Origin of the sequence: Humibacillus sp. DSM 29435, assembly GCF_001758225.1 — a bacterium.
Lineage (GTDB): Bacteria > Actinomycetota > Actinomycetes > Actinomycetales > Dermatophilaceae > DSM-29435.
This window is the reverse complement of the sequence record NZ_MAST01000045.1, coordinates 129,926-149,747: the sequence shown is the minus strand read 5'-3', so window position 1 is coordinate 149,747 and position 19,822 is coordinate 129,926. Positions and strand designations below refer to the sequence as shown.

Below are 19,822 nucleotides of genomic sequence, written 5' to 3'. Positions count from 1 at the left end.
GCCGCAACCGGGGTGGATCTCGTCACCGGGGCGTGCTGTCCGCGTGGAGACACCTCCCTTCTCGACATACGGTATGAGCGTGAACAGCGAAACCGACAGCGCGCCGACCGACCACGTGCCGACCCTGCCTCCCGACCGCGGGCCTCGACCACCCCTTGAACATGAGCCTGCGGTTCGACCGTCGGCAGCGGGTTCGGTCCCGAGGCACACCGGCGGCTCTTCAGCCGTGCCACCGACGGTGCGGGCGGCCAGTGAGTGGTCGTGGCGTCTGCTGCTCATCGCAGCCGGGATCTTCGTGCTGACGCTGGCCATCCGCGAGGTGTCCGAGATCGTCGTGCCCATCCTGATCGCCCTGCTCCTCACCGCCCTGCTCGGCCCGCTCACGGCCAGGCTACGGCGGCGACTTCCGGCCGGCCCGGCGGCTGGCATCACCCTGGTTGCGTTGCTGCTGGTCGTCAGTGGCGCCCTGACCCTGGTCGGGTCTCAGTTCTCGAGTGGCTTCTCCGACCTGACCAGCCAGGTGGCCAGCGGGCTCGAGCAGATCCGCGACTGGGTGCGCACCACCTTCAAGATCACCGACTCGCAGTTCAACGGCTACTTCGACGAGCTGCGCAACCAGGTGAGCAAGAGCGGCAACCTCGGCGACACCGCCTCGTCCATCGGCCTGACCGCCACCCACTTCGTCGCAGGCCTGTTCATCGCCCTGTTCGCCCTCTTCTTCTTCCTCTACCAGGGCCCGCGCATCTTCGCCTGGGTCGTCCGGCTCTTTCCCCGCGTCGCTCGTGACCGGGTGCACTCCTCGGGCGTCATCGCCTGGGGCCAGCTCTCGGCCTTCGTGCGGGCCACCCTGATCGTCGCCGCGGTCGACGCCATCGGCATCGGAGTGGGCGCCGCCATCCTGCGGGTCCCCTTCGCCCTGCCCATCGGCATCCTGGTGTTCCTGCTGGCCTTCATCCCGATCGTCGGTGCGCTGCTCTCGGGCATGGTCGCGGTGTTGCTCGCCCTCGTCGCGCACGGCCCGGGGGTGGCCCTGATCATGCTTGCCGTCGTTATCGGTGTGCAGCAGGTCGAGTCGCATGTGCTGCAGCCGTTCTTGCTCGGCAAGGCCGTCAGTGTGCACCCGCTCGCGGTCATCCTCGCGATTGCGGCCGGTTCCATCCTCGCCGGCATTGTCGGCGCCCTGGTGGCCGTGCCGTTCGCGGCCGTGCTCAACGCGGTGGGCAAGCACCTCCTCTCAGACGACTCTCCCACTGACATCACGACCGAGCTGGACGAGGGTGGCGACAGCCAAGGGAGCCCAGCCACCGCCTGACCAGCGCCGAGCGAGCGGCCTTCGGCTCACGGGCGCCGCAGCGCTCCAGCGCCCGTGACCTATCCCGACGTCACACAGCCCCTCGCGGGGCAGTCAGCCAGAGACGGCGCGGCGGGTGAAGCGAGCACGCTCGTCGAGCTCGTCGGCCTCGTCGGCGAACTCGGGAGTGGCGAAGACGTCGGCGGGGATGCCGCTCTCGGTGAGACGCGGCTCGGCCTTGGCCTTCAGCGCGTAGGTCGGGCGGGGCACCGGCACCGGGCTCCGGGTTCCCGGCGCGAGCGGCCTTCGGCTCACGGGCGCCGCAGCGCTCCAGCGCCCGTGACCTATCCCGACGTCACACAGCCCCTCGCGGGGCAGTCAGCCAGAGACGGCGCGGCGGGTGAAGCGAGCACGCTCGTCGAGCTCGTCGGCCTCGTCGGCGAACTCGGGAGTGGCGAAGACGTCGGCGGGGATGCCGCTCTCGGTGAGACGCGGCTCGGCCTTGGCCTTCAGCGCGTAGGTCGGGCGGGGCACCGGCACCGGGCTCCAGGTTCCCGGAGCGAGCGGCTCGGCCGCAGCGGCTGGCACCGCGGTCACTGTCGAGACCCCGGCGGCCCCGACCGCCACCGCAGTGGCGGCCTCACCGTCGAAGAAGGACGCGATCTGACGGCGTGCAGCCGGGGCATCCTGCGCACCGACAGTGGCGGCAACGACCGGCGTGGCGACATCCTCGCCCTCGACGGTGGCAGGCGCGGCAGGCCCCGAGGATGCGGCGTAGACGTGGGTGTGCACGGCCTGCGTGTCGTCGGTGGCGAGCTCGAGCTCAGGGTGAGCGGCGTTGCTGCCGGCGACCCCACGAGCCCGGTCGGCCGCGGCCTCGGTGCGCAACCAGACGAGCACGGCCGCGACGGTGAGCACCGCGAACGGTACGGAAAGCCAGGTGAGCACGTTCGTCGCGGCGAGCGTGATCGAGGTCGGAACCCAGACCAGCGCCACAAGCAGCAGGGCTGCTCGCAGTCGTCGCTGGCCCATCGACACTGCTGGCCGTCGCTGCTCGTCGGGGGCGCGCTTCGGTCGATGGGTCTCGGGCATCGGTTCCACCTTGACGTGGTCGGGTTGGGTCGGCGCAGTGCCGGCGGCGGTACGAGCAGGGGTGCCAGCAGGGGTGCCAGCGGTGGTGCGGGTGATAGCGGCGCTGCCTCGGGTCGAACGGGCGGTCAACGGTGAGCCGGCTCGAGCCGACCCCACCGGCTGAGCCCGCTTGACCTCGACCGTCGCCCGGCTGCTGCGTGCCGGGGTGACGGAGTAGGAGTCGGGTCGGGGCTCGGCCAGCTCAGGACCGCGCAGGAACGGGCGCTTCTGCAGCACCCGCATGGCCTCGGAGAACCCGTCGACCGAGCGGGTCGCCGCAGCGTCCTCGCGACGGCGAACCCAGTGCTGCACGAGGTAGGCGGCCCAGACCGCCACGATGACGACGAAGATCAGGCTGCCTTGCACGAGGCCCACCGTAGGACGCTGACGAGCCGACTCCGCGCACATTCGATGCGTGTCGCGCAAGAGGCTGGCGTTACGACCGGGACAGGCGTGCTGTGAGCGTGCCCCGTTCTGCCAGTTCGTCGCTCGTCACTGCGAAGGTGCGGTGGTCGCGCCACTGACCGTCGATGTGCAGGAAGCGCTCGCGCACCCCCTCGTCACGCAGCCCGAGCCGCTCGACCACCGCCAACGACCGCAGGTTGTCGCCGCGGATGTTCACCTCGATGCGATGCAGACCAGCCGGCCCGAGGGCGTGGTCGATGGCCAGCGCCAACGACCGGGTGGCGATGCCGCGGCCGGTGTGAGCGGCATCGAGCCAGTAGCCGACCGCGCCCGACTGCTGGGCGGCACGCACGATTCCGAAGACGTGCACCTGACCGACGATGTGACCGCCCACGTCGATGCACCAGGGCAGGGCCCGGTCTGCCCTCGCCTCGTGGTCGAGGTCACGCACGAACTGCCGGAACGACACCGGACCGCTCGGGTCGGCTCCCGGTGGCAGGGTCGGCTCCCACGGTTGGACGTGGGTCGCGTTGGCCTGGCGCAGGCGCTGCCACTCCTGCTCGTCGGAGGAGCGCAACGGCCGCAGCACGATCGTCGGCTCGTGAAACGACTCACGCAACACCACCGGCCACGTGGCGCGGCCTTCGCGGTGGGGGCGCCACGGCATCCTCATCGCGTCACCACACCCACCATTGCATCACGGCGTCGGAGCACCGGTCGATCACGAGCGCGGGTGGTCGCCACCGGCCACCTGAGAGAGCACATGGGCGAGCACCGGTTCGAGCACTGCGAGGGCGTCGCGCACCCCGCCCCTCGACCCGGGCAGGTTGGCCACGAAGGTCGCCCCGGAGATGCCGACGAGCCCACGCGACAGCATCGCCGTGGGCACGCCCTTGGCGATGCCCGCGGCGCGCAGCGCCTCGGCGACGCCCGGCACGAGCCGGTCGAGCACCGGCAGGGTCTGTTCCGGCGTGACGTCGGTGGGGGTCAGCCCGGTGCCACCGGTGGTCAGCACCAGGCTGGGCGCTCGACCGATCGCCTCGCGGAGGGCCGCGCCGAACGCGTCTCCGTCGGCCACCACCACCGCGTCGTCGACCTGAAATCCCCACTCGCGCAGACGTTCGACGATCACCGGGCCCGAGGTGTCGGAGTAGACGCCGGCGGCCGCCCGGTTCGAGGAGGTGACCACCACGGCGGTGTGACCGGCCCCGACCAGCTCACTCATGCCAGTCTCCCGAGCGTCCGCCCGACTTCGCGGTGACCCGCACGTCGGTGATGCGGGCGTGCTTGTCGACCGCCTTGACCATGTCGACCAGCGCGAGCGCAGCCACGCTCACGGCGGTCAACGCCTCCATCTCGATCCCTGTGCGGTCGGCGGTGCGAACCGTGGCGGTGATGCGCACGCCCGTGTCGACGACCTCGAGGTCGACCTCGACCGCGTGCACGGCGATCGGGTGGGCGAGCGGGATCAGCTCGGGGGTGCGCTTGACGGCCTGGATGCCGGCCAGCCGCGCGACCCCGAGCGCGTCACCCTTGGGCACGTTGCCGCCGCGCAGGGCAGCAACCGCCTCGGCGTGGAGCAGCACCTGACCCGCGGCACTCGCCTCGCGCGCGGTCACCGCCTTGGCCGACACGTCGACCATGTGGGCGGTGCCGTCGGCGCGCAGGTGCGTCAGACCGCTCGGGCTCTCGGATGGCGGCACGTCACGCATCGCTGTCGAGCAGGATCACGTCGACGACGTCTCCGGCGTCGAGCTCGCTGACGTCGTCGGGCACGATGAACAGGCCGTTCGCTCGGGCGAGGTCGCCGACGAAGTGCGAGCCCTGCCCGGCCACGGGACCGGCGAGCAGGGGACCCTCCGGTGACCGCGACAGAACAGCCCGGCCGAACTGCCGCCGCCCACTGAACGAGCGCACCCCTTCGGTGAGGGTGGCCCGACGCAGACGCCGCTTCTCCGGGGCCAGCCGCATCAGGCGCCGAAGGGCTGGTCGCACGAAGATCTCGAACGAGACGAACGACGACACCGGGTTGCCAGGGAGCGCGAACAGCGGCACCCGGCGCCCACCGGGTCCGGTGAGAAATCCGAAACCCTGGGGCTTGCCCGGCTGCATCGCCACCTTGACGAAGTCGACGCCCTCGGTGCGCAAGGCACTCTTGACGACGTCATAGGCGCCCATCGACACGCCACCGCTCGTGATGATCACGTCAGCCTGAGCGACGATCTCGTCGAGGGCAGCGAGCAGCTCGGCGTCGGTGTCGCCGACCGCCGCGCGAATCTCGGCGGAGGCCCCGACCGCGATGCACTCGGCCCACAGCATCGAGCTGTTGGAGTCGTGAATCTGCCCGGGGCCCAGAGAGCCTCCCGGCGAGACGAGCTCTGAACCGGTCGACAGAACGACCACGTGCGGTCGGGCGTGCACCTCGACCTCGCCGTGCCCGCACGCCGCGAGCACCGCGATCGTGCGCGACCCGACGACGTCTCCGGCCGAGGCCACGACCGTGCCCGCGGCGATGTCCTCGCCCCGGCGACGCACGTAGGTGCCGCTCGGCGCCTCGGCCCGACACTCGACCTCGCCCTGGGCTGCCCCATCAGTGTCTTCCACAGCGATCACCGCGTCGGCTCCCGCCGGCATCCGGGCACCCGTCATGATGCGGGCCGCCTCGCCCGGCGAGACGGTGAAGCTCGGGTCGTCACCGGCCGCGACCTCGCCGACGATGCGCAGCCGCACCGCTTCCTCGCCGGCCCCTGCCAGTGAGGGGGAACACACGGCGTAGCCGTCCATCGAGGAGTTGTCGAAGCCCGGGAGGTCGACCTTGGCACGAACGTCGCGGGCCACGACCAGGCCCAACGCCTCGGCCAACGGCAGTGACCGGGTCGGTGACGGCTGGAGGGAGGCCAGGATCGAGCGCAGGTGGTCGTCGACCGAACGCAGGTCTGACACGCCGGGCTCGCCCACCGCGTCGTTGAGCCCACCGAGCACGGCGCTACGGCGCACCCGGCGCAGCCCGTCGATGAGCACGTCTCCGATGCAGCGCACGTCCTCTTCGAAGACGGGGTCACCGATGACCCGCAGGCTCGTGCACTCGGCCAGCGAGGGCGGGCCGTAGGGAAAGCGGGCCTCGAAGCCGGGAACGAACCGGTAGGCGGAGTCGAGGTCGACGTAGGGCTCGGGACCGGGCCGAACGGCCACCACGTGGTAGCTCTCGTCGAGGGAGAAGAAGTCGGAGCGCACGACGAGCAGGTCGTTGGTCGTCTTCACGGGCCGGAAGCGGGTGCGGGGCACGAGCAGCGCTTCCGAGCCCTCGAATACCTCGATCGCGGTGCCCATGGCGGACTCGATCTGGATGATCTCGGGACTGGCAGGGTCGGCCGGGTCGACGGGCTTGCGGTTGACGATGATCGGTAGGCCCAGCACCCCGTCGTGGGCTCTCATCCGCTCGCGGAGTACCTCGAGGTTGATCCAGACGTTGTTGGCGTTGAACGTGCTGTGCCGGGTGGTGTCGCGGAAGTAGCGTTCCTCCCCCTCCTGCACCATGGCGGTGTCACGCAGGATGAGCTGGCCGTCAGCCTTGCGGACGGCCAGGTGCCCACCCTTGCGGTCGCTCCTCGTTCTTCGGCAGACCTCGGCCACGTAGGGCAGGTCGTGCTCGACCATCCAGGCCGCGACGTCGGGGTCGCAGGTCGCGCCGAGGTTGTCGGAGTTGGAGAGGAACGCGAAGCGGATCCCCTTCTCCAGCAAGGCATCGAGCACGCCCGAGGTGACCAGCGAGACGTAGACGTCGCCGTGCCCGGGGGGGCACCACTCGAGCTCAGGGTCTTCGGGCCAGTCGATCGGGGTCAGGTCATCGGGTCGTAGCTTCGGCTCGGCGTTCTGGATGAAGTCGAGTGGCAGCCCCTCGACCGGAAGGGCCGGGTACTTGGCGAGGATCTTCAGCGACTCCTCCGACGTGCGGAAGGAGTTCATCAGCACGAGGGGCAGCTCGACGTCCCACTGTTCGCGCAGCGAGAGCACCTGCTGCGCGATGATGTCGAGAAAGGTGAGGTCGTCCTTGACGACGAGAGCCGACTTCGCACCCGTCATGCCCATGCCCGTTCCGAGACCACCGTTCAGCTTGATGACCGCCGTCTGTGAGAGGGCACTCCTCGCCTCCTCGTGCGACACCGATACGTTGCCGAGCTCCTGAACCTCACCGAGGGGGCGGATCGTCGACTCGGGAACCGTGCCCAGGGCACCCCGTTCGAGCTGGGTGTAGTAGTGCTCGAACACGGCGATGGCCTCCGCGCCGAGCCCACGATCGCGCATGCGCGACACGGCCTCGGCCAACCCCCTCTGACTCATGCGATCACCATACGGGGAGCCTCGGACGCCTTCCGGCGTATGGGATAATCGGGGCGTGCAGAGCTTAGGCGCCAAGCGTGACCTGCGTCACGCCGCCCGGGCTCGGCGCCGGGCGATCTCGGCCGCCCTGTCCGACGAGCAGGTCGCGGCTGCCGGCGAGGCCATCGCGGATGCCGTGCTGGGCCTGGCCGGCCGGCTCTCTGGCCCGGTGCGTGTGGCCGCCTACGAGTCGCTGCCCGACGAGCCTCCCACCGGCCTGCTCATCGAGCGGTTGCTCGCGGCAGGTCACGAGGTGATCGTGCCCGTGACGCTCGCCGACTTCTCACTGCAGTGGCGCCGCGCCGTGGCCGGCACGGTCGCCAACCAGAGCACGGTCACCCGAGGCTCCAGCGCGGCAGGCGCGGGCCGGGATGCCGGGCAGCAGTGGTTGGGCGAAGACGCCCTCTCGAGCGCTGCGCTGGTCATCACCCCCGGTCTGACGGTCGACCGCCGCGGCACCCGCCTCGGCCAGGGTGGAGGCTGCTACGACCGGGCCCTAGGCCACCGCGACCCGTCGACACCCGTGTTGACGCTGCTGCACGAGGGCGAGGCCAGCGAGGTCGACCTGCCGCGCGACGAGCACGACCGCCCCGTCGACGGCTGGGTGAGCACGACCGGCACCGTTGTCACGGTGAAGGGGTGGCCTGGCGGCCCGGCGGACGCAGGGTAAGCTCGGCCTGAGAGGCGGCCTTGACGGCATCCGGAGTGAACGGCCAGGGGAAGCTCTCCCCTGCCGCCCAGGCGTCGATCTGGTCGGTGTAGTTCGGGTGGTAGGCGTGCCCCGACTCCCCCGTGGAGTTGACCCAGACCGAGCGGTTGAGGTCGGCGAGGTCGACGACCATGCGCATCGAGGGCCCGGTCGTGACGTCGTACCCGGGGGCAGCGGCATCCCAGCTGTTGGCGTTGACGATCGCGTTGCCGCCGCCGAGCTCGATGCCGCCGCGGTTGAAGATGCTGCGCACCACGTCGGGCACGCTGTCGCCGCCCAGCACCGGGTGTTGGAGGTCGAGCTGGTGCAGCCGCCCCCAACGCCACGTGGCGGGCACCTTGCCGAGCTTGCGGGCGAGGTCGAGGCGGGCCTCGACGAGGGCCCGCTTGAGGATCTCACCCGACCCCTCGGTGACGCCTGGGGTGGTCTTGTCGTCCCACCAGTCGTTCTTGGGGTCCTTCAGCAGCTGCTCGATGACGATCATCCAGCGGCTGCCCCCGTCGGCGGCGAGGTCGGGTGGCAGCTCGTCGAAGGTGTACTGGAGCAGGTACTTCCACACGGCGTTGTAGTAGGCGGCCGAGGCGCCGTCGCGGCCCTTGTCGCCGGTCTGGGTGCCGTCCCAGTCACGCAGCAGTCCCTGCGCCTGCGCCGTGAAGTCGTCGACCTGCACCTCCAGGAGCCGCTCGATCAGTGACGGGGCGAAGGTGTTGCGCACGTCGCCCTGGATCTGGGTCATCATCTCGGGCGAGACCTTCTTCGCCGAGCCGAGCAACGCGCGGATGCGCTGGGCCCGAAAACCGTAGTCCCACTCGCTGGTCAGGAACGGGGTGTCGCTGGCGGTCACCGCCTGGTTCGCCGTGACGATGAAGCCTTCGGGCGGATCGTAGGAGTAGGGCAGCTGGTCGAAGGGAACCCAGCCCTTCCAGTCCCACTGGCTGTCCCAGCCGGGAGCCGGCCAGAAGCCGGGTGGGGCGCCAGAGGTCGAGCTGCGTCGAACCGGGATGCGGCCCGGGGCCTGGTAGCCGATATGGCCGGCGGTGTCGGCGTAGACGAGGTTCTGCGAGGGCACCGCGAACAGGGCCGCAGCTGCGCGGAACTGGTCCCAGTTCTGCGCCTTGTCGAGGGCGAAGATGGCATCTGCGGTGTTGCTCGGGGTCAGGGCGGTCCAGGCCATCGACACGGCGTACGAGTTGGCCTGAGGTGCGCCTCGCACGACGACCCGGTCACCCGCCTCGTTGATGCCTGCGATCACGTCAGACAGGATCGGCCCGTGCACGGTCGAGCGCACCGTGATCTGCACGTCGGCGGCACCGGCCACCTTGATCGTCTCGGTGCGCTCCTTTAGGGGCACGCTGGCGCCGTCGCGCAGGTAGGTGTTGCCGGTGACCTGCTCGAGGTAGAAGTCGGTGACGTCGGGGCCGAGGTTGGTGAAGCCCCACGCGACCTTCTGGTTGTGGCCGATCACCACCCCCGGCAGCCCCGCGAAGGAGAAGCCCGACACCTGGAAGGGGCACGCCGTGCTGACCGTGCGGCACTGGAGGTTGACCTGTGACCAGATGCTGGGGATGCCGAGTGAGAGGTGCGGGTCGTTGGCGAGCAACGGCTTGCCCGTCGTGGTGCGCGTGCCCGACACGACCCACGAGTTGGAGCCGATGTCCTCGCCCTTGCCGAGGGTGGCAGGCACGGCCTCTACCGCTGCAGAGGCGCGGTCGACCGCAGCCTGACCCGATGCGGTGCGCAGGGCCGGCGGGATCGGCCCGGCCGCCTGGGCAGTCGGCTGGACTGCCGGCGTCCAGTCGTCGGCCGACAGGATGGGCAGGTTCCGCTCGAAGGGGTAGGGCGGGTAGAGCAGGTTGATCTGCTTGACCCCGATGCGGCCGCCCCGCGAGAGGCGGGCCCGAGCGAGCTCGTCGTCGTAGTCTCCGCGCAGGTCCCACGCCATCGCCTTGAGCCAGGCCAGGGAGTCGACAGGGGTCCAGGGCTCGACGCGATAGCCCGGGTGCTGGAGGTCGAGCACGCGGTACTCGAGCGACATCTCCTCGGGCGAACCCTTGGACTTGACCCAGGCGTTGACCCCGTCGGCGTACGCCTGCAGGTACTGGCGCGTCTCGGGGGCGAGCTTGGGCAGCTCCTGCTCTGCGACCCGCCGCCACCCCATCGTGCGGATGACCTTGTCGGCCTCGAGACCGCCCGAGCCGACCAGCTCGGAGAGCCGGCCAGCAGTCAGGTGGCGCCGGTAGTCCATCTCGAAGAAGCGGTCCTGGGCGTTGACGTAGCCCTGGGCGCGAAAGAGGTCGCCGGCGTTGTCGGCGTAGATGGTCGGGATGCCGCGGGCATCGCGCTGAACCTGCACGGTGCCGGTGAGGCCTTCGACGTCCAGCTCACCCCCGGTCTGCGGGAACGACTGACGCACCACGCCGATCGCGAGAATGCTCGCGGCCACGAGGGCGAACAGCACCAGCGCGACGACCGACAGCCCGATACGACGGGCGAGCTTGGAGCGGGACACGCCACGAGACTAGGCCACGAACACCGGCGACCGAGGGAGCCCAAGGGAGGGTGAGAGGGCGTGGCGACCGGTGGCGGGGTGCTGGCGGGGCGGTGGTGCGGCGGACGCCGACGCGGCCGTAGCCGTCGGGATGGTTGGATTGCGCCAGCAACCGCGAGGAGTCGCCCATGCTCGCAGCACCACTGATCACACCGTCGGGGATGACCCTCGACGACCTGACGCGCGTGCTGCTCATCGGCTCGGTGGTGATGCTCGTGGCCGTGGCCGCCGTTCGCCTCTCTGTTCGCTCTGGCCTGCCCTCGCTGCTGATCTATCTCGGCATCGGTCTGGCTCTCGGCAACGCCGGGGCCGGCATCCAGTTCGACTCCGCCTCCTTGACCCGGGTGCTCGGGTACGCAGCACTCGTGCTCATCCTCGCCGAGGGTGGTCTCACGACGTCGTGGAGCAACATCAAGGAGGCGGTGGCGCCCGCCGCGCTGCTCTCGACGGTCGGGGTGATCGTGTCGGTGCTCGTCGTCGCCGTGGCCGCGCACGCTCTCCTACCGCTGTCGTGGACCATCTCGCTGCTGATGGGAGCCATCGTCACGTCGACGGATGCCGCCGCCGTCTTCGCGGTGCTGCGCAACGTGCCGCTGCCCAGACGGCTCTCGGGCATGCTCGAGGCGGAGGCCGGCTTCAACGACGCACCGGTCGTCATCCTCGTCGTCGCCTTCTCAGCACAGGGCGTGCCGGGCGGTGAGTCACTGGGCCCGCTCGAGCTGCTCTGGCTCGCGGTGCTCGAGCTCGGCGGCGGCGCCGTGGTGGGAGTCACGGTCGGCTGGCTGGGCGGTCAGCTGCTCAAGCGGGTCGCGGGCGGGTCGTCGGCCCTGTTCTCGATCGGCGTGGTCACCCTCACCGTGTTCGCCTACGCGCTCGGCGCGGCCGCGCACGTGTCGGGCTTTCTGGCCACCTACCTCAGCGCCCTCGTGCTGGGCAACATGGGGCTGCCCAACCGCACGTCGTTCCAGAGCTTCGGCAACGCGATGGGCTGGATCGCGCAGATCGGGCTGTTCGTGATGCTCGGCCTGCTCGCCGACCCGTTCCGCCTCGACGAGCAGCTCGTTCCGGCGATCGTCATCGGCCTGGTGCTGCTGCTCGTGGCGCGACCGCTGTCGGTCATCGCCTCGACCGTGTGGTTCCGGATGTCGTGGCGCGACCAGGCCTTCTTGTCGTGGGCGGGCCTGCGGGGCGCCGTGCCGGTCGTGCTCGCGACGGTGCCGTTGACCACCGGCACGCCTGACACCGAGTGGATCTTCGACCTCGTCTTCATGCTGGTCGTCATCTTCACCATCGTGCAGGCTCCCACCCTGGGCTGGGTGGCCCGCCGCCTGGGCCTGGTCGAGCAGGTGCACTCGGTCGAGGTCGACCTCGAGAGCACGACCCTCGTGGAGATCGGGGCCGACGTCGTGCAGGTGTCGGTCGGGGCCCACTCTCGGCTGCACGGCGTGGCGGTCTTCGAGCTGCGCCTGCCCAAGGGGGCGAACGTCACGCTCATCGTGCGTGACGGTGAGGGCTTCGTGCCGGGGCAGCACACCACGATCCGTCACGGTGACCGGTTCCTCGTGGTCACCACCTCCAAGGTGCGCGGCCGCACCGAGCGGCGCATCCTCGAGGTCAGCCGCGGGGGGCGCCTCGCGGGCTGGCCGTAGACTTCCCCTGCTCACCTCCCCCATTGACGACCGAGGTCACCCATGCCCACCTACTCCTACGCGTGCCAGGCGTGCCAGCACGCGTTCGACATCCGCCAGTCGTTCACCGACGACTCGCTGACCTTCTGCCCCGAGTGCGGCGAACACTCGCTGCGCAAGGTCATCCACCCGGTCGGCATCTCGTTCAAGGGCTCGGGCTTCTACAAGACCGACTCGCGCGCGGCGGCCGCCAAGAGCGCGAAGGCCGCTGGTGGCTCCGGATCAGGAGGCGGTTCGAAGGAGTCGTCGAACGGCTCGTCGACCACCAACGAGGGCTCAGGTTCGTCGTCCGACTCGTCGGGATCGAAGAGCGGCTCGGGATCATCGGGCTCAGGATCGTCGGGCTCCTCCGGGTCGGGATCATCGGGCTCGGGCTCCTCCGGGTCGGGATCATCGGGCTCGGGCTCTTCTGGGTCGGGCTCCTCCACCGGTTCGACGTCGTCGGGGTCATCCGGCTCGTCGTCCACACCCTCCTGACCACCGCCGCGCCCGTCCACAGGCCACCGTCGTCGAGCGGCAAGGCCGCTCGGCGCACCTAGGCTTCCGGCATGAGCACCACAGCAGAGATCGGCGTCATCGGCGGCTCCGGCCTCTATGACTTCCTCAGCGACTACGAGACGGTGTCGGTCGACACCCCGTTCGGCCGGCCGAGTGACCCGCTCGTCATCGGCGAGGTCGACGGGCGTTCCGTCGCCTTCGTCGCCCGCCACGGCAGGGGGCACCGGTTCGCGCCGCACCAGGTGAACTACCGCGCCAACCTGTGGGCCCTGCGAGCCGTCGGCGCACGTCAGGTGCTCTCGCCGTGTGCCGTCGGTTCGCTCCGGGCCGAGAACGGCCCGGGCACCATCGTCGTTCCCGACCAGCTGGTCGATCGCACCTGGGGCCGCGAGCATACGGTCTATGAGGCCGAGGGCCCGGTCGTGCACGTCGGTTTCGCCGACCCGTACTGCCCGAACGGCCGAGCCATGGCTGTCGATGCTGCCCGACTGGCGGGCTTCGACGTGGTCACCGACGGCACTCTCGTGGTGATCAACGGGCCGCGGTTCTCCTCCCGGGCAGAGTCTCTGATGCACCAGCAGGCCGGGTGGGACGTCGTGGGCATGACCACGATGCCCGAGGCCGGCCTGGCCCGCGAGCTCGCCCTGTGCTTCACCACGATCGCCATGGTCACCGACCTCGATGCCGGGGTCGACGGCGGAGTGGCCGTCAGCCACGACGAGGTGCTCCGCGTGTTCGCAGCCAACGTCGACCGCCTCAAGGGCGTGCTACGCCACGCGATCGGGCAGCTGCCCGCGCACGAAGGCGACGCCGAGGCGACCTGCCCGTGCCGGCGCAGCCTCGACGGGCTCGTACTGCCACTGACCCTGCCCTGATGTTCGCCCGGCACCCCCGCACGACCGGCGGCGATCACGCGGGCAGCTCATCGCCTCCTACATCGGCCGGCCGGCGCCGCTCGGTGTCCAACCCCCGTCGGCGGCGCGCCCGACGGGCTCGGTGGCGGCGGGTCGCGGCTGCCCTGCTGGCCGGGGTGGCCGCCCTCGTGACCCTGTCAGCCATCACCCGAGACCGGGTACCGCCGCCCGGCGCGGCGACGGTCGTCACGGCTCGCGCGCTCGCCGCCGGGTCGGTGCTGGGCGCCAGTGACGTCGAGGTGATCGAGGTGCCGGCACGGGTGCGCCCCGAGCGAGCTTTCCCGACAGCCGACCTCGTCGTCGGTCAGGTCGTCTCTTCGGCGGTCGACGCCGGTGAGGTGCTGACCCCGTCGCGACTGGTCGGCGCCGACCTGCTCGCGGGGCAGCCGGCCGGTCGCGTGGCCATGGCGGTTCCGGTGCTCGACGTCCACGCGACGGGTGCCCGGGCCGGCAGCCACGTCGACCTCTACACCACCGGCTCGGGGGCGCAGGCCGCGTCGAACGTCGTCGTGCTCAGCGTCTCCGGCAACGGCAACGGCAACGGCACCCCATCGGGCTCGACCTGGGGTCAGGGGGCGCCGACGCAGCTGACCCTGGCTCTGACCCCTGCCGACGCCGCGCAGGTGGCCAAGCACCTCAGCGCGCTGGGGGCCGGAGAGGACTTCGTGGTGGCTTTGCGCCCGGGAGGCGCGTAGACCATTATCATCGTCGGTGTCACCGCTCCTACGGCGTTGCACTCAGGTCAACGCCTGACCGAGTTCGCCGGCCGTCTGAGCATCAGACCAGTGCTCTCAGACCCGTGACCCGGATCTTCCGGCAGCCAGCGGCGAACACACCACGCACCGCCCAGATCGGTCGGTGCCGACAGAACAGGATTCACCATGCTCAAGGGATTCAAAGACTTCGTCATGCGAGGGAACGTCATCGACCTCGCGGTCGCGGTCGTACTCGGTGCCGCCTTCACCGCCATCGTCAACGCCATCGTCAAGGGTTTGATCACGCCGCTGATCGCTGCCGTGTTCAGCAAGCCTGACCTCAAGTCCGTCGGCAACTTCACGATCAACAATGCCGACTTCTCCCTCGGGCTTATCCTCGACGCCGCGTTCAACTTCCTCATCATCGCCGCCGCCGTCTACTTCGTCATCGTCATGCCGGTGAACCGGCTGATGGCTGCGCTCAAGAAGGGCGAGGAGCCGGAGCCCGACGCGCCGAGCGCCGAGGTTCTGCTGCTCACCGAGATCCGCGACTCGCTGCGCACCCGCTGACCTCTCAACGTCGAAGGGCACTTCGTGCAGTCTCTGGGGCTCAGGCCCACCAGAGCTCAGCACGAAGTGCCCTTTCGGTCGTTTCAGGGGTGACCTACCGCTCGGGGACCTCGTAGTCCCCGAGAACCCGGGCGAGTGCGAGCGGCCGAGCGGCGTCGTCGTGTCGACCCGCACGCTGCAGGGTGCGCCCGAGCAGCAGATGGGCGTAGGCGTCGGTCGGGCTCTCATCGAGCAACGGCCTGAGCACGGCCTCGGCCCGGGCGAGCTGAGCCGAGTGGTAGTAGGCGCGGGCCAGCAGCAGACGCAGGTCGGTGGTGCCGTGCCGGGCCCTCTCATCAGCTGAACCGCCCTCGAGACCGGCAGAGCGGGCGTCGTCGGCCTCGGCCACGAGCGCGGCCAGAGCCGGCGCCGCGGCGAGGTAGTCGCCTCGCTCGAACAGGGCCTGGGCCCAGGCCAGTCGCAGTGCAAATGGGGACGAGGCGCTCATGACCCGTTCAACACGGCGCCCATCCTTGCCATTCCGGGCCTCAGGAGAAGGCCGTGCGGGTCACTCGTAGTGCGGGGGTCGCTGCTCTTCCAGCCAACGCTCTCGTGCCGTCTCGTCGGCGGGCTCCCCCGCCACCACCGGCTCGGGCGGAGCGTTCGCCGTGTCCGTCGACTCGGTGTAGCCGACGGCGTCTGCCTCGGGGTTGGTGCCCTGTCGGAAGGCCCGACGCCGACGCCCCCGGCTCGCGTTCCCGGTTCTCGGCTCGGCGACGTCCTCGCCGGCCGGCTTGTCGCGCTCTGCGGACGGACCAGGGTCCGACCGGCTCTCGAAGGGGTGAGCGGCATCCGGCCCGGTGGGCGGCTCGACTGATGGGCTCACCTCGGCGGTATCGCTCGGGTCGGCATCGGAGGGGTCGGTGTCGGACGTGACTGTGGCGGACGTGACTGTGGCGGACGTGACTGTGGCGGACGGTGTCGCGGCGCGGGGGCTGACTGCGCTCTCGATGGCCGTCGCTCGTCGCACGATGCCCAGGATGCGGGAGATCTCGCGGGCGGGGTCACGGAAAAGGTCGGTGCTCCAGACCCGTACGTGCGTCCACCCCAGCCGTTCGAGCTGCTCGGGACGTAGGCGGTCGCGGTCGCGCGTGCTCGACAGGGCGGCATAGCGAGGCCCGTCGGTCTCGATGGCGATGAGCGCCCGACCCCGATGGTGGGGGTCCTCGACCGCGAGGTCGACGCGCTGCGCTGCGCTGCCGAACTCCTCGTGCACGGTGAGCCCCTCGCGGCGCAGACGGCGGGCCAGGTCGGCGCGCAGCGGGTCTGCGGTGGGTGAGACGCCTGAGCCCGTCGCGCCCGTGGTGGTACCGCTCGCCGGAGCCGCACCACCGGACTCGGCGTAGGTGAGGAAGTCACGCAGCATGACGGCTCCCCTGGCCTTGAGCCGGTCGGGGTCGAGGTCGGTCGAGCGCAGCGACGACACGACCGTCATGCGTACTCGCGCTCGGGTGATCGCGACGTTGAGGCGGCGCTCACCACCCTCGATGTTGAGCGGGCCGAAGCGGTGCAGCACGCGCCCGTGCGGAGTCTTGCCGTAGCCGACCGACAAGATGATGGCGTCGCGCTCGTCGCCCTGCACCCGTTCGAGGTTCTTGACGAAGAAGCGCTCGTCGGGGTCGCCCTCGAAGAAGGGCGCAGCATCGGGGGCGGAGCGCAGCGCCTCGGTGACCGCGTCGTCGAGACGCTCGGCGTGCTTGATGCCCAGAGCGATGACGCCGAGCGACTCGGTGGGACGGGTACGGGCGTGCTCGAGCACCAGCGCCACGACCCGGGCCACCTCGGCGTCGGTCGTCTCGATCGCGTCGAGCCCGGGCTGCACCTCCGCCTGCCCGTCGACGGCCTCGAACGTGACGGCCGACTCGAGCGAGGTGCCTGGGAAGGTGGTCAGGGCGCCGTCGTACATGGTGGTGTTGGCGAAGGCGATGAGCCGCTCGTCGCGACTGCGGTAGTGCCACGTTAGGCGCCGGGTGGGCAGCGCAGCCGCGAGCACGTCGAGCACCGACTCGAACCCGTCGGTGAGCACCTCGTCAGTCGGCGCTCCCTCGTCGTCGGAGACGACGGTGAAGAAGTTGGTGGGGGGCAGCTGTCGCTCGTCGCCCGCGACGACAACCTGTCGAGCGCGAGAGATCGCCGAGATCGCCTGGGCGGGCTGCACCTGCGAGGCCTCGTCGAAGATCACGACGTCGAACCAACGGCCCGGAGGGAGGGTCGAAGCGACGACGAGCGGGCTCATGGCCCAGCAGGGCTTGATCGCCGTGAGCGTGGCCGATGCCACCGGCATGAGATCACGAAGCGGCTTGTGCCGCCGAGACTTTCCGGCCTCGGCGCGGATCAGGGCTTCGTGGGCCGGGTGGTCGGAGAGCACCTCGCGCACGTTGCGGGCGACCGCGGCCTGCACGCGTTCGACGGTCGCAGACAGGTGGGTCCGGTCGGCCGCCGCGAACTCGGCGGCGTCGCGGCGCAGGCCGGCGCCGTCGTGGGCGCCGTAGGCCGGGTCACGCACAGTGATCTCCTGCGCGAGAGAGGCCCACCAGACGTGCTCGACCTCAGCGGTGACGTCTTCGGTCGCCACCCCGCGCGCCGCGAGGTCGTCGACGACTGCCCCCAGACCGGCATCCCGCACGCCGTCGAGGGCAGCCGATACGTGGGGCAGCACCGCCACTCGCTCGGGCCGGGCGGCGAGGGCGGCCAGCCGTGCACGCAGCTCGTCGAGCGGCAGGTCCATCAGGTTGCTGGCTCCGGCCGGCACAGGCAGCCGGTCAGAGAGCCATTTCAGGTCGCTCGTGAGCCCGTCGAGCAGCGCGATGCCCTCGTCGAGGCGAGGAGAGATCTCGGGGCGTCCGCCACCACCAACCAGCTCGAACCAGTGCTTGCGCTGCTCGCTGGCCGAGACGAGCTCGTCGTGCAGACGTGCCGGCGGACGCCCCGGACGGAGCAGCCGCTTGGTCTGGTGCCGAACACGCCGGCGCGCGAGCCAGCCCATCTGCACGTCACGGTTGGCGCGCCAGTCACGGGTGGCGGTGGCAGCGATGTGCTCGCCCAACGGAAGGTCGAAGACCTCGGGGCGAAACACCTCAAGGGTGCGTCGCACGCTGCTCATCGTGTCGAAGGCGGCGCGCCAGTCGTTGAGCGAGTGGGCCTCTGGCACATGGGATTCGGTCATGATGCCGTTGAGCGCGGCGGCGACGTCGTGCAGCCCCTCAGAGCTGTGACGGTTCGTGACCTCCAGGGCCCTGGCGGCCTCGTCGGCCGTGAGGATGCGGGCGCCGAACCACGGGTCGTCGCCGTCTCGGGTCCAGGCACCGAGGCCGGAGGCGTCACGCAGGCGCCGGCCGAGCTCGACGGCCTTCGCCCGCGGCACGCTCCTGATGGCCTCTGCACGCAGGCGCACGTGCGAGCTGGGTGGGGGTGTGCGGGCGGCGAGCTCGGCCATCGCCTCCTGCACCTGGTGGGCCGAGACCCCCCACGGTTCACGCACCTGGTGCAACGACCGGAGGTGGCGGGTCAGGCGGTCGCGCCGGTCGCGCAAGGTGGCGGCTGTGGTGTCGTGCGGGCTGGGGACGTTCTCGAGGGCGGCATCCAGACCAGTGGCGAACTGCTGGGAGGTCGCGCGCTTGTTGGTGGTTCCGTCGTAGGCGTCGAGCACGAGCCCGCCCAGCCCCACCCGGTCGAGCCGCCCGAGCACCGCGTCGATGGCGGCCCGCTTCTCGGCCACGAAGAGTGTCGACTTGCCCTCGGCCGCGAGCGCCGCGATGAGGTTGGCGATGGTCTGCGACTTGCCGGTTCCCGGCGGGCCCTTGACCACGAGGTGCGCTCCGGCGCGTACCGCGTCGATGGCGGCGTGCTGGCTCGAGTCGGCGTCGAGCACGAGGTACTCGTGCTCGGGGTCGGGGTCGGGCTCGCTGTCGGGTAGGCGCAGGCGCACGGCGGCGAGCGCCGACTCGTCGCCGGCCAAGGCCGCGATGACGTCGTGGTCGGCCAACGAGGAGCCCTGCAGCGCAAGGTCGGCCACCATCGGCAGCTTGGCGTACGAGAAGGTTCCGAGCACGAGCCGCGGCGTGATGGCGAAGTCGGGCACGTGTTCGCAGAGCGTGGTGAGCGCGGCGTACGACGGATAGGGGTCGAAGGAGTTGCCCACGGTGGCGAGGTCGGCGAGCGAGTCGGCATCGATCTCGACACCCTGCTCTGAGCGGAGGTACTCGCGCAGCACCGGGTTGAACTCGACCTCGGGGCCGAGATCGAGCTCGAAGTCGTCTTGCGAGGCACCGGTCGGACGCAGCACGCACGGGCGCAGCAGCACCGGGGATGCCGGTGGGCGGGCAGCCCGCGGCACCGACCACGTCGCCATCCCGATAGCGATGAACCCAGCCGCGATGCCCCGCTCCTCGCGCAGCTCGAGCGCCTTGGAGCGGATGGCGCGGGCGCGCCGTCTGGCCTCACCGAGGGCAGCCGGCTCGCGCACCAGCTCGGACAGGCGCGTGCCCTTGCCCGCCAGCAGCTTCGATACCCCGCCGGGGTGGGCGGTGGTGAGGTCGAGGGTGCCGGAGGGCAGGTCGCGGTACCACAGGAGGGTGTTGCGCCCACCGAGGTCGACGAGGGTTCGCTGCCAGGTCTTGACAGCCGTGGCGACCTGGTCGGCTCGGGGGTCGCCCGAGCTCGACTCGGCCCTGGTGGCAGGGCGCTGCCCGGTGACGTCGGTCATGGCGTCAGGCTAACGAATGTCGGGCTCCTCCCCGTACGTCGACCACAGGGCGCGCCAGCGCGATGCGATTCACGCTCAGGCCCGAGCCTTTGGCACAATGGCCGGGCTCCCCCGCCCTCGTAGCTCAGGGGATAGAGCACCGCTCTCCTAAAGCGGGTGTCGCAGGTTCGAATCCTGCCGGGGGCACATCGCCATCTATGCATTTCAGACGCTGCCAGCAGATGCCGCCAACGACCATCACCGGTGAGC

The 19,822-nt window shown here is 70.6% G+C and carries 16 protein-coding genes, 1 tRNA gene and 1 pseudogene; 8 read left to right on the top strand and 10 right to left on the bottom strand.

What is annotated here, in order from left to right; genetic code table 11:
- Positions 1–79 precede the first annotated feature (79 nt).
- On the top strand, positions 80–1,312 hold the full coding sequence (locus BA895_RS18745; RefSeq protein ID WP_254666554.1) for an AI-2E family transporter: 1,233 nt from the start codon (positions 80–82) through the stop codon (positions 1,310–1,312).
- 93 nt (positions 1,313–1,405) lie between these two features.
- Here BA895_RS18745 and BA895_RS24050 read toward each other — a convergent pair whose 3' ends face one another.
- From BA895_RS24050 to glp, 6 genes are all read right to left on the bottom strand, one after another.
- The gene (locus tag BA895_RS24050; RefSeq protein ID WP_175442383.1) at positions 1,406–1,561 is read right to left on the bottom strand and encodes a hypothetical protein; all 156 of its coding nucleotides are present in this window, start codon (positions 1,559–1,561) and stop codon (positions 1,406–1,408) included.
- Positions 1,562–1,669: 108 nt separating this feature from the next.
- Positions 1,670–2,797, bottom strand: a complete 1,128-nt coding sequence (locus BA895_RS18740) for a hypothetical protein (protein ID WP_070193397.1) — start codon at positions 2,795–2,797, stop codon at positions 1,670–1,672.
- A gap of 61 nt (positions 2,798–2,858) precedes the next feature.
- Entirely contained in the window at positions 2,859–3,494 is a 636-nt protein-coding gene (locus tag BA895_RS18735) for a GNAT family N-acetyltransferase (protein WP_070193396.1), read from the bottom strand.
- 54 nt (positions 3,495–3,548) lie between these two features.
- Positions 3,549–4,052 carry a molybdenum cofactor biosynthesis protein B gene (locus tag BA895_RS18730; RefSeq protein ID WP_070193395.1) on the bottom strand — a complete coding sequence of 168 codons (504 nt, stop codon included), beginning with the start codon at positions 4,050–4,052 and terminating at the stop codon, positions 3,549–3,551.
- Positions 4,045–4,470, bottom strand: coding sequence for a cyclic pyranopterin monophosphate synthase MoaC (gene moaC / locus BA895_RS18725; protein ID WP_254666566.1), 426 nt, complete (start codon positions 4,468–4,470; stop codon positions 4,045–4,047). The genes BA895_RS18730 and moaC overlap by 8 nt, the downstream gene beginning before the upstream one ends.
- Positions 4,471–4,531: 61 nt before the next feature.
- Positions 4,532–7,168, bottom strand: a complete 2,637-nt coding sequence (gene glp / locus BA895_RS18720) for a gephyrin-like molybdotransferase Glp (RefSeq protein WP_070193393.1) — start codon at positions 7,166–7,168, stop codon at positions 4,532–4,534.
- A gap of 55 nt (positions 7,169–7,223) precedes the next feature.
- Here glp and BA895_RS18715 point away from each other — a divergent pair, with 55 nt between their 5' ends.
- Positions 7,224–7,877, top strand: a complete 654-nt coding sequence (locus BA895_RS18715; protein WP_070193392.1) for a 5-formyltetrahydrofolate cyclo-ligase — start codon at positions 7,224–7,226, stop codon at positions 7,875–7,877.
- Here the strand turns inward: BA895_RS18715 and BA895_RS18710 are convergent.
- A complete protein-coding gene (locus BA895_RS18710; RefSeq protein WP_070193391.1) occupies positions 7,834–10,425 on the bottom strand; it encodes a penicillin acylase family protein in 2,592 nt (863 codons plus the stop codon). The two genes, BA895_RS18715 and BA895_RS18710, sit on opposite strands and share 44 nt — an antisense overlap.
- 167 nt (positions 10,426–10,592) lie before the next feature.
- Between BA895_RS18710 and BA895_RS18705 the strand changes: the two genes are divergently transcribed.
- Together BA895_RS18705 and BA895_RS24995 are read left to right on the top strand one after the other, a co-directional pair.
- Positions 10,593–12,113, top strand: coding sequence for a potassium/proton antiporter (locus tag BA895_RS18705; protein ID WP_070193390.1), 1,521 nt, complete (start codon positions 10,593–10,595; stop codon positions 12,111–12,113).
- A 42-nt stretch (positions 12,114–12,155) separates the two neighbouring features.
- A pseudogene (locus tag BA895_RS24995) lies at positions 12,156–12,299 on the top strand (FmdB family zinc ribbon protein); the annotation flags it as partial.
- Positions 12,300–12,313: 14 nt separating this feature from the next.
- Here the strand turns inward: BA895_RS24995 and BA895_RS24990 are convergent.
- Positions 12,314–12,619, bottom strand: coding sequence for a hypothetical protein (locus BA895_RS24990; protein ID WP_070193389.1), 306 nt, complete (start codon positions 12,617–12,619; stop codon positions 12,314–12,316).
- An 81-nt stretch (positions 12,620–12,700) separates the two neighbouring features.
- Here BA895_RS24990 and BA895_RS18695 point away from each other — a divergent pair, with 81 nt between their 5' ends.
- The 3 genes from BA895_RS18695 to mscL all read left to right on the top strand — a co-directional run bounded on the left by BA895_RS18695 (position 12,701) and on the right by mscL (position 14,829).
- Entirely contained in the window at positions 12,701–13,525 is an 825-nt protein-coding gene (locus tag BA895_RS18695; RefSeq protein ID WP_070193388.1) for an S-methyl-5'-thioadenosine phosphorylase, read from the top strand.
- An 83-nt stretch (positions 13,526–13,608) separates the two neighbouring features.
- Positions 13,609–14,259: an SAF domain-containing protein gene (locus tag BA895_RS18690; protein WP_175442382.1), complete on the top strand. Its 651-nt coding sequence runs from the start codon at positions 13,609–13,611 to the stop codon at positions 14,257–14,259.
- Between the two features lie 186 nt (positions 14,260–14,445).
- Complete coding sequence (gene mscL, locus BA895_RS18685; protein ID WP_070193386.1) at positions 14,446–14,829, top strand: large conductance mechanosensitive channel protein MscL; 384 nt, start codon at positions 14,446–14,448, stop codon at positions 14,827–14,829.
- A gap of 94 nt (positions 14,830–14,923) precedes the next feature.
- Here the strand turns inward: mscL and BA895_RS18680 are convergent, their stop codons facing one another.
- Together BA895_RS18680 and BA895_RS18675 are read right to left on the bottom strand one after the other, a co-directional pair.
- Positions 14,924–15,316, bottom strand: a complete 393-nt coding sequence (locus BA895_RS18680; protein WP_070193385.1) for a tetratricopeptide repeat protein — start codon at positions 15,314–15,316, stop codon at positions 14,924–14,926.
- 60 nt (positions 15,317–15,376) lie between these two features.
- Entirely contained in the window at positions 15,377–19,573 is a 4,197-nt protein-coding gene (locus BA895_RS18675; RefSeq protein WP_070193384.1) for an AAA domain-containing protein, read from the bottom strand.
- A 113-nt stretch (positions 19,574–19,686) separates the two neighbouring features.
- Here BA895_RS18675 and BA895_RS18670 point away from each other — a divergent pair.
- Positions 19,687–19,759, top strand: a tRNA-Arg gene (locus tag BA895_RS18670).
- Positions 19,760–19,822: the final 63 nt, after the last annotated feature.

Excerpts from the sequence above, each read along its gene's own strand:
- BA895_RS18735 (WP_070193396.1), bottom strand. The coding sequence starts at position 3,494 with ATGCCGTGGCGCCCCCACCGCGAAGGCCGCGCCACGTGGCCGGTGGTG.
- BA895_RS18730 (WP_070193395.1), bottom strand. The coding sequence starts at position 4,052 with ATGAGTGAGCTGGTCGGGGCCGGTCACACCGCCGTGGTGGTCACCTCC.
- moaC (WP_254666566.1), bottom strand. The coding sequence starts at position 4,470 with ATGGTCGACGTGTCGGCCAAGGCGGTGACCGCGCGCGAGGCGAGTGCC.
- glp (WP_070193393.1), bottom strand. The coding sequence starts at position 7,168 with ATGAGTCAGAGGGGGTTGGCCGAGGCCGTGTCGCGCATGCGCGATCGT.
- BA895_RS18705 (WP_070193390.1), top strand. The coding sequence starts at position 10,593 with ATGCTCGCAGCACCACTGATCACACCGTCGGGGATGACCCTCGACGAC.
- BA895_RS18695 (WP_070193388.1), top strand. The coding sequence starts at position 12,701 with ATGAGCACCACAGCAGAGATCGGCGTCATCGGCGGCTCCGGCCTCTAT.
- mscL (WP_070193386.1), top strand. The coding sequence starts at position 14,446 with ATGCTCAAGGGATTCAAAGACTTCGTCATGCGAGGGAACGTCATCGAC.
- BA895_RS18680 (WP_070193385.1), bottom strand. The coding sequence starts at position 15,316 with ATGAGCGCCTCGTCCCCATTTGCACTGCGACTGGCCTGGGCCCAGGCC.
- BA895_RS18675 (WP_070193384.1), bottom strand. The coding sequence starts at position 19,573 with ATGACCGACGTCACCGGGCAGCGCCCTGCCACCAGGGCCGAGTCGAGC.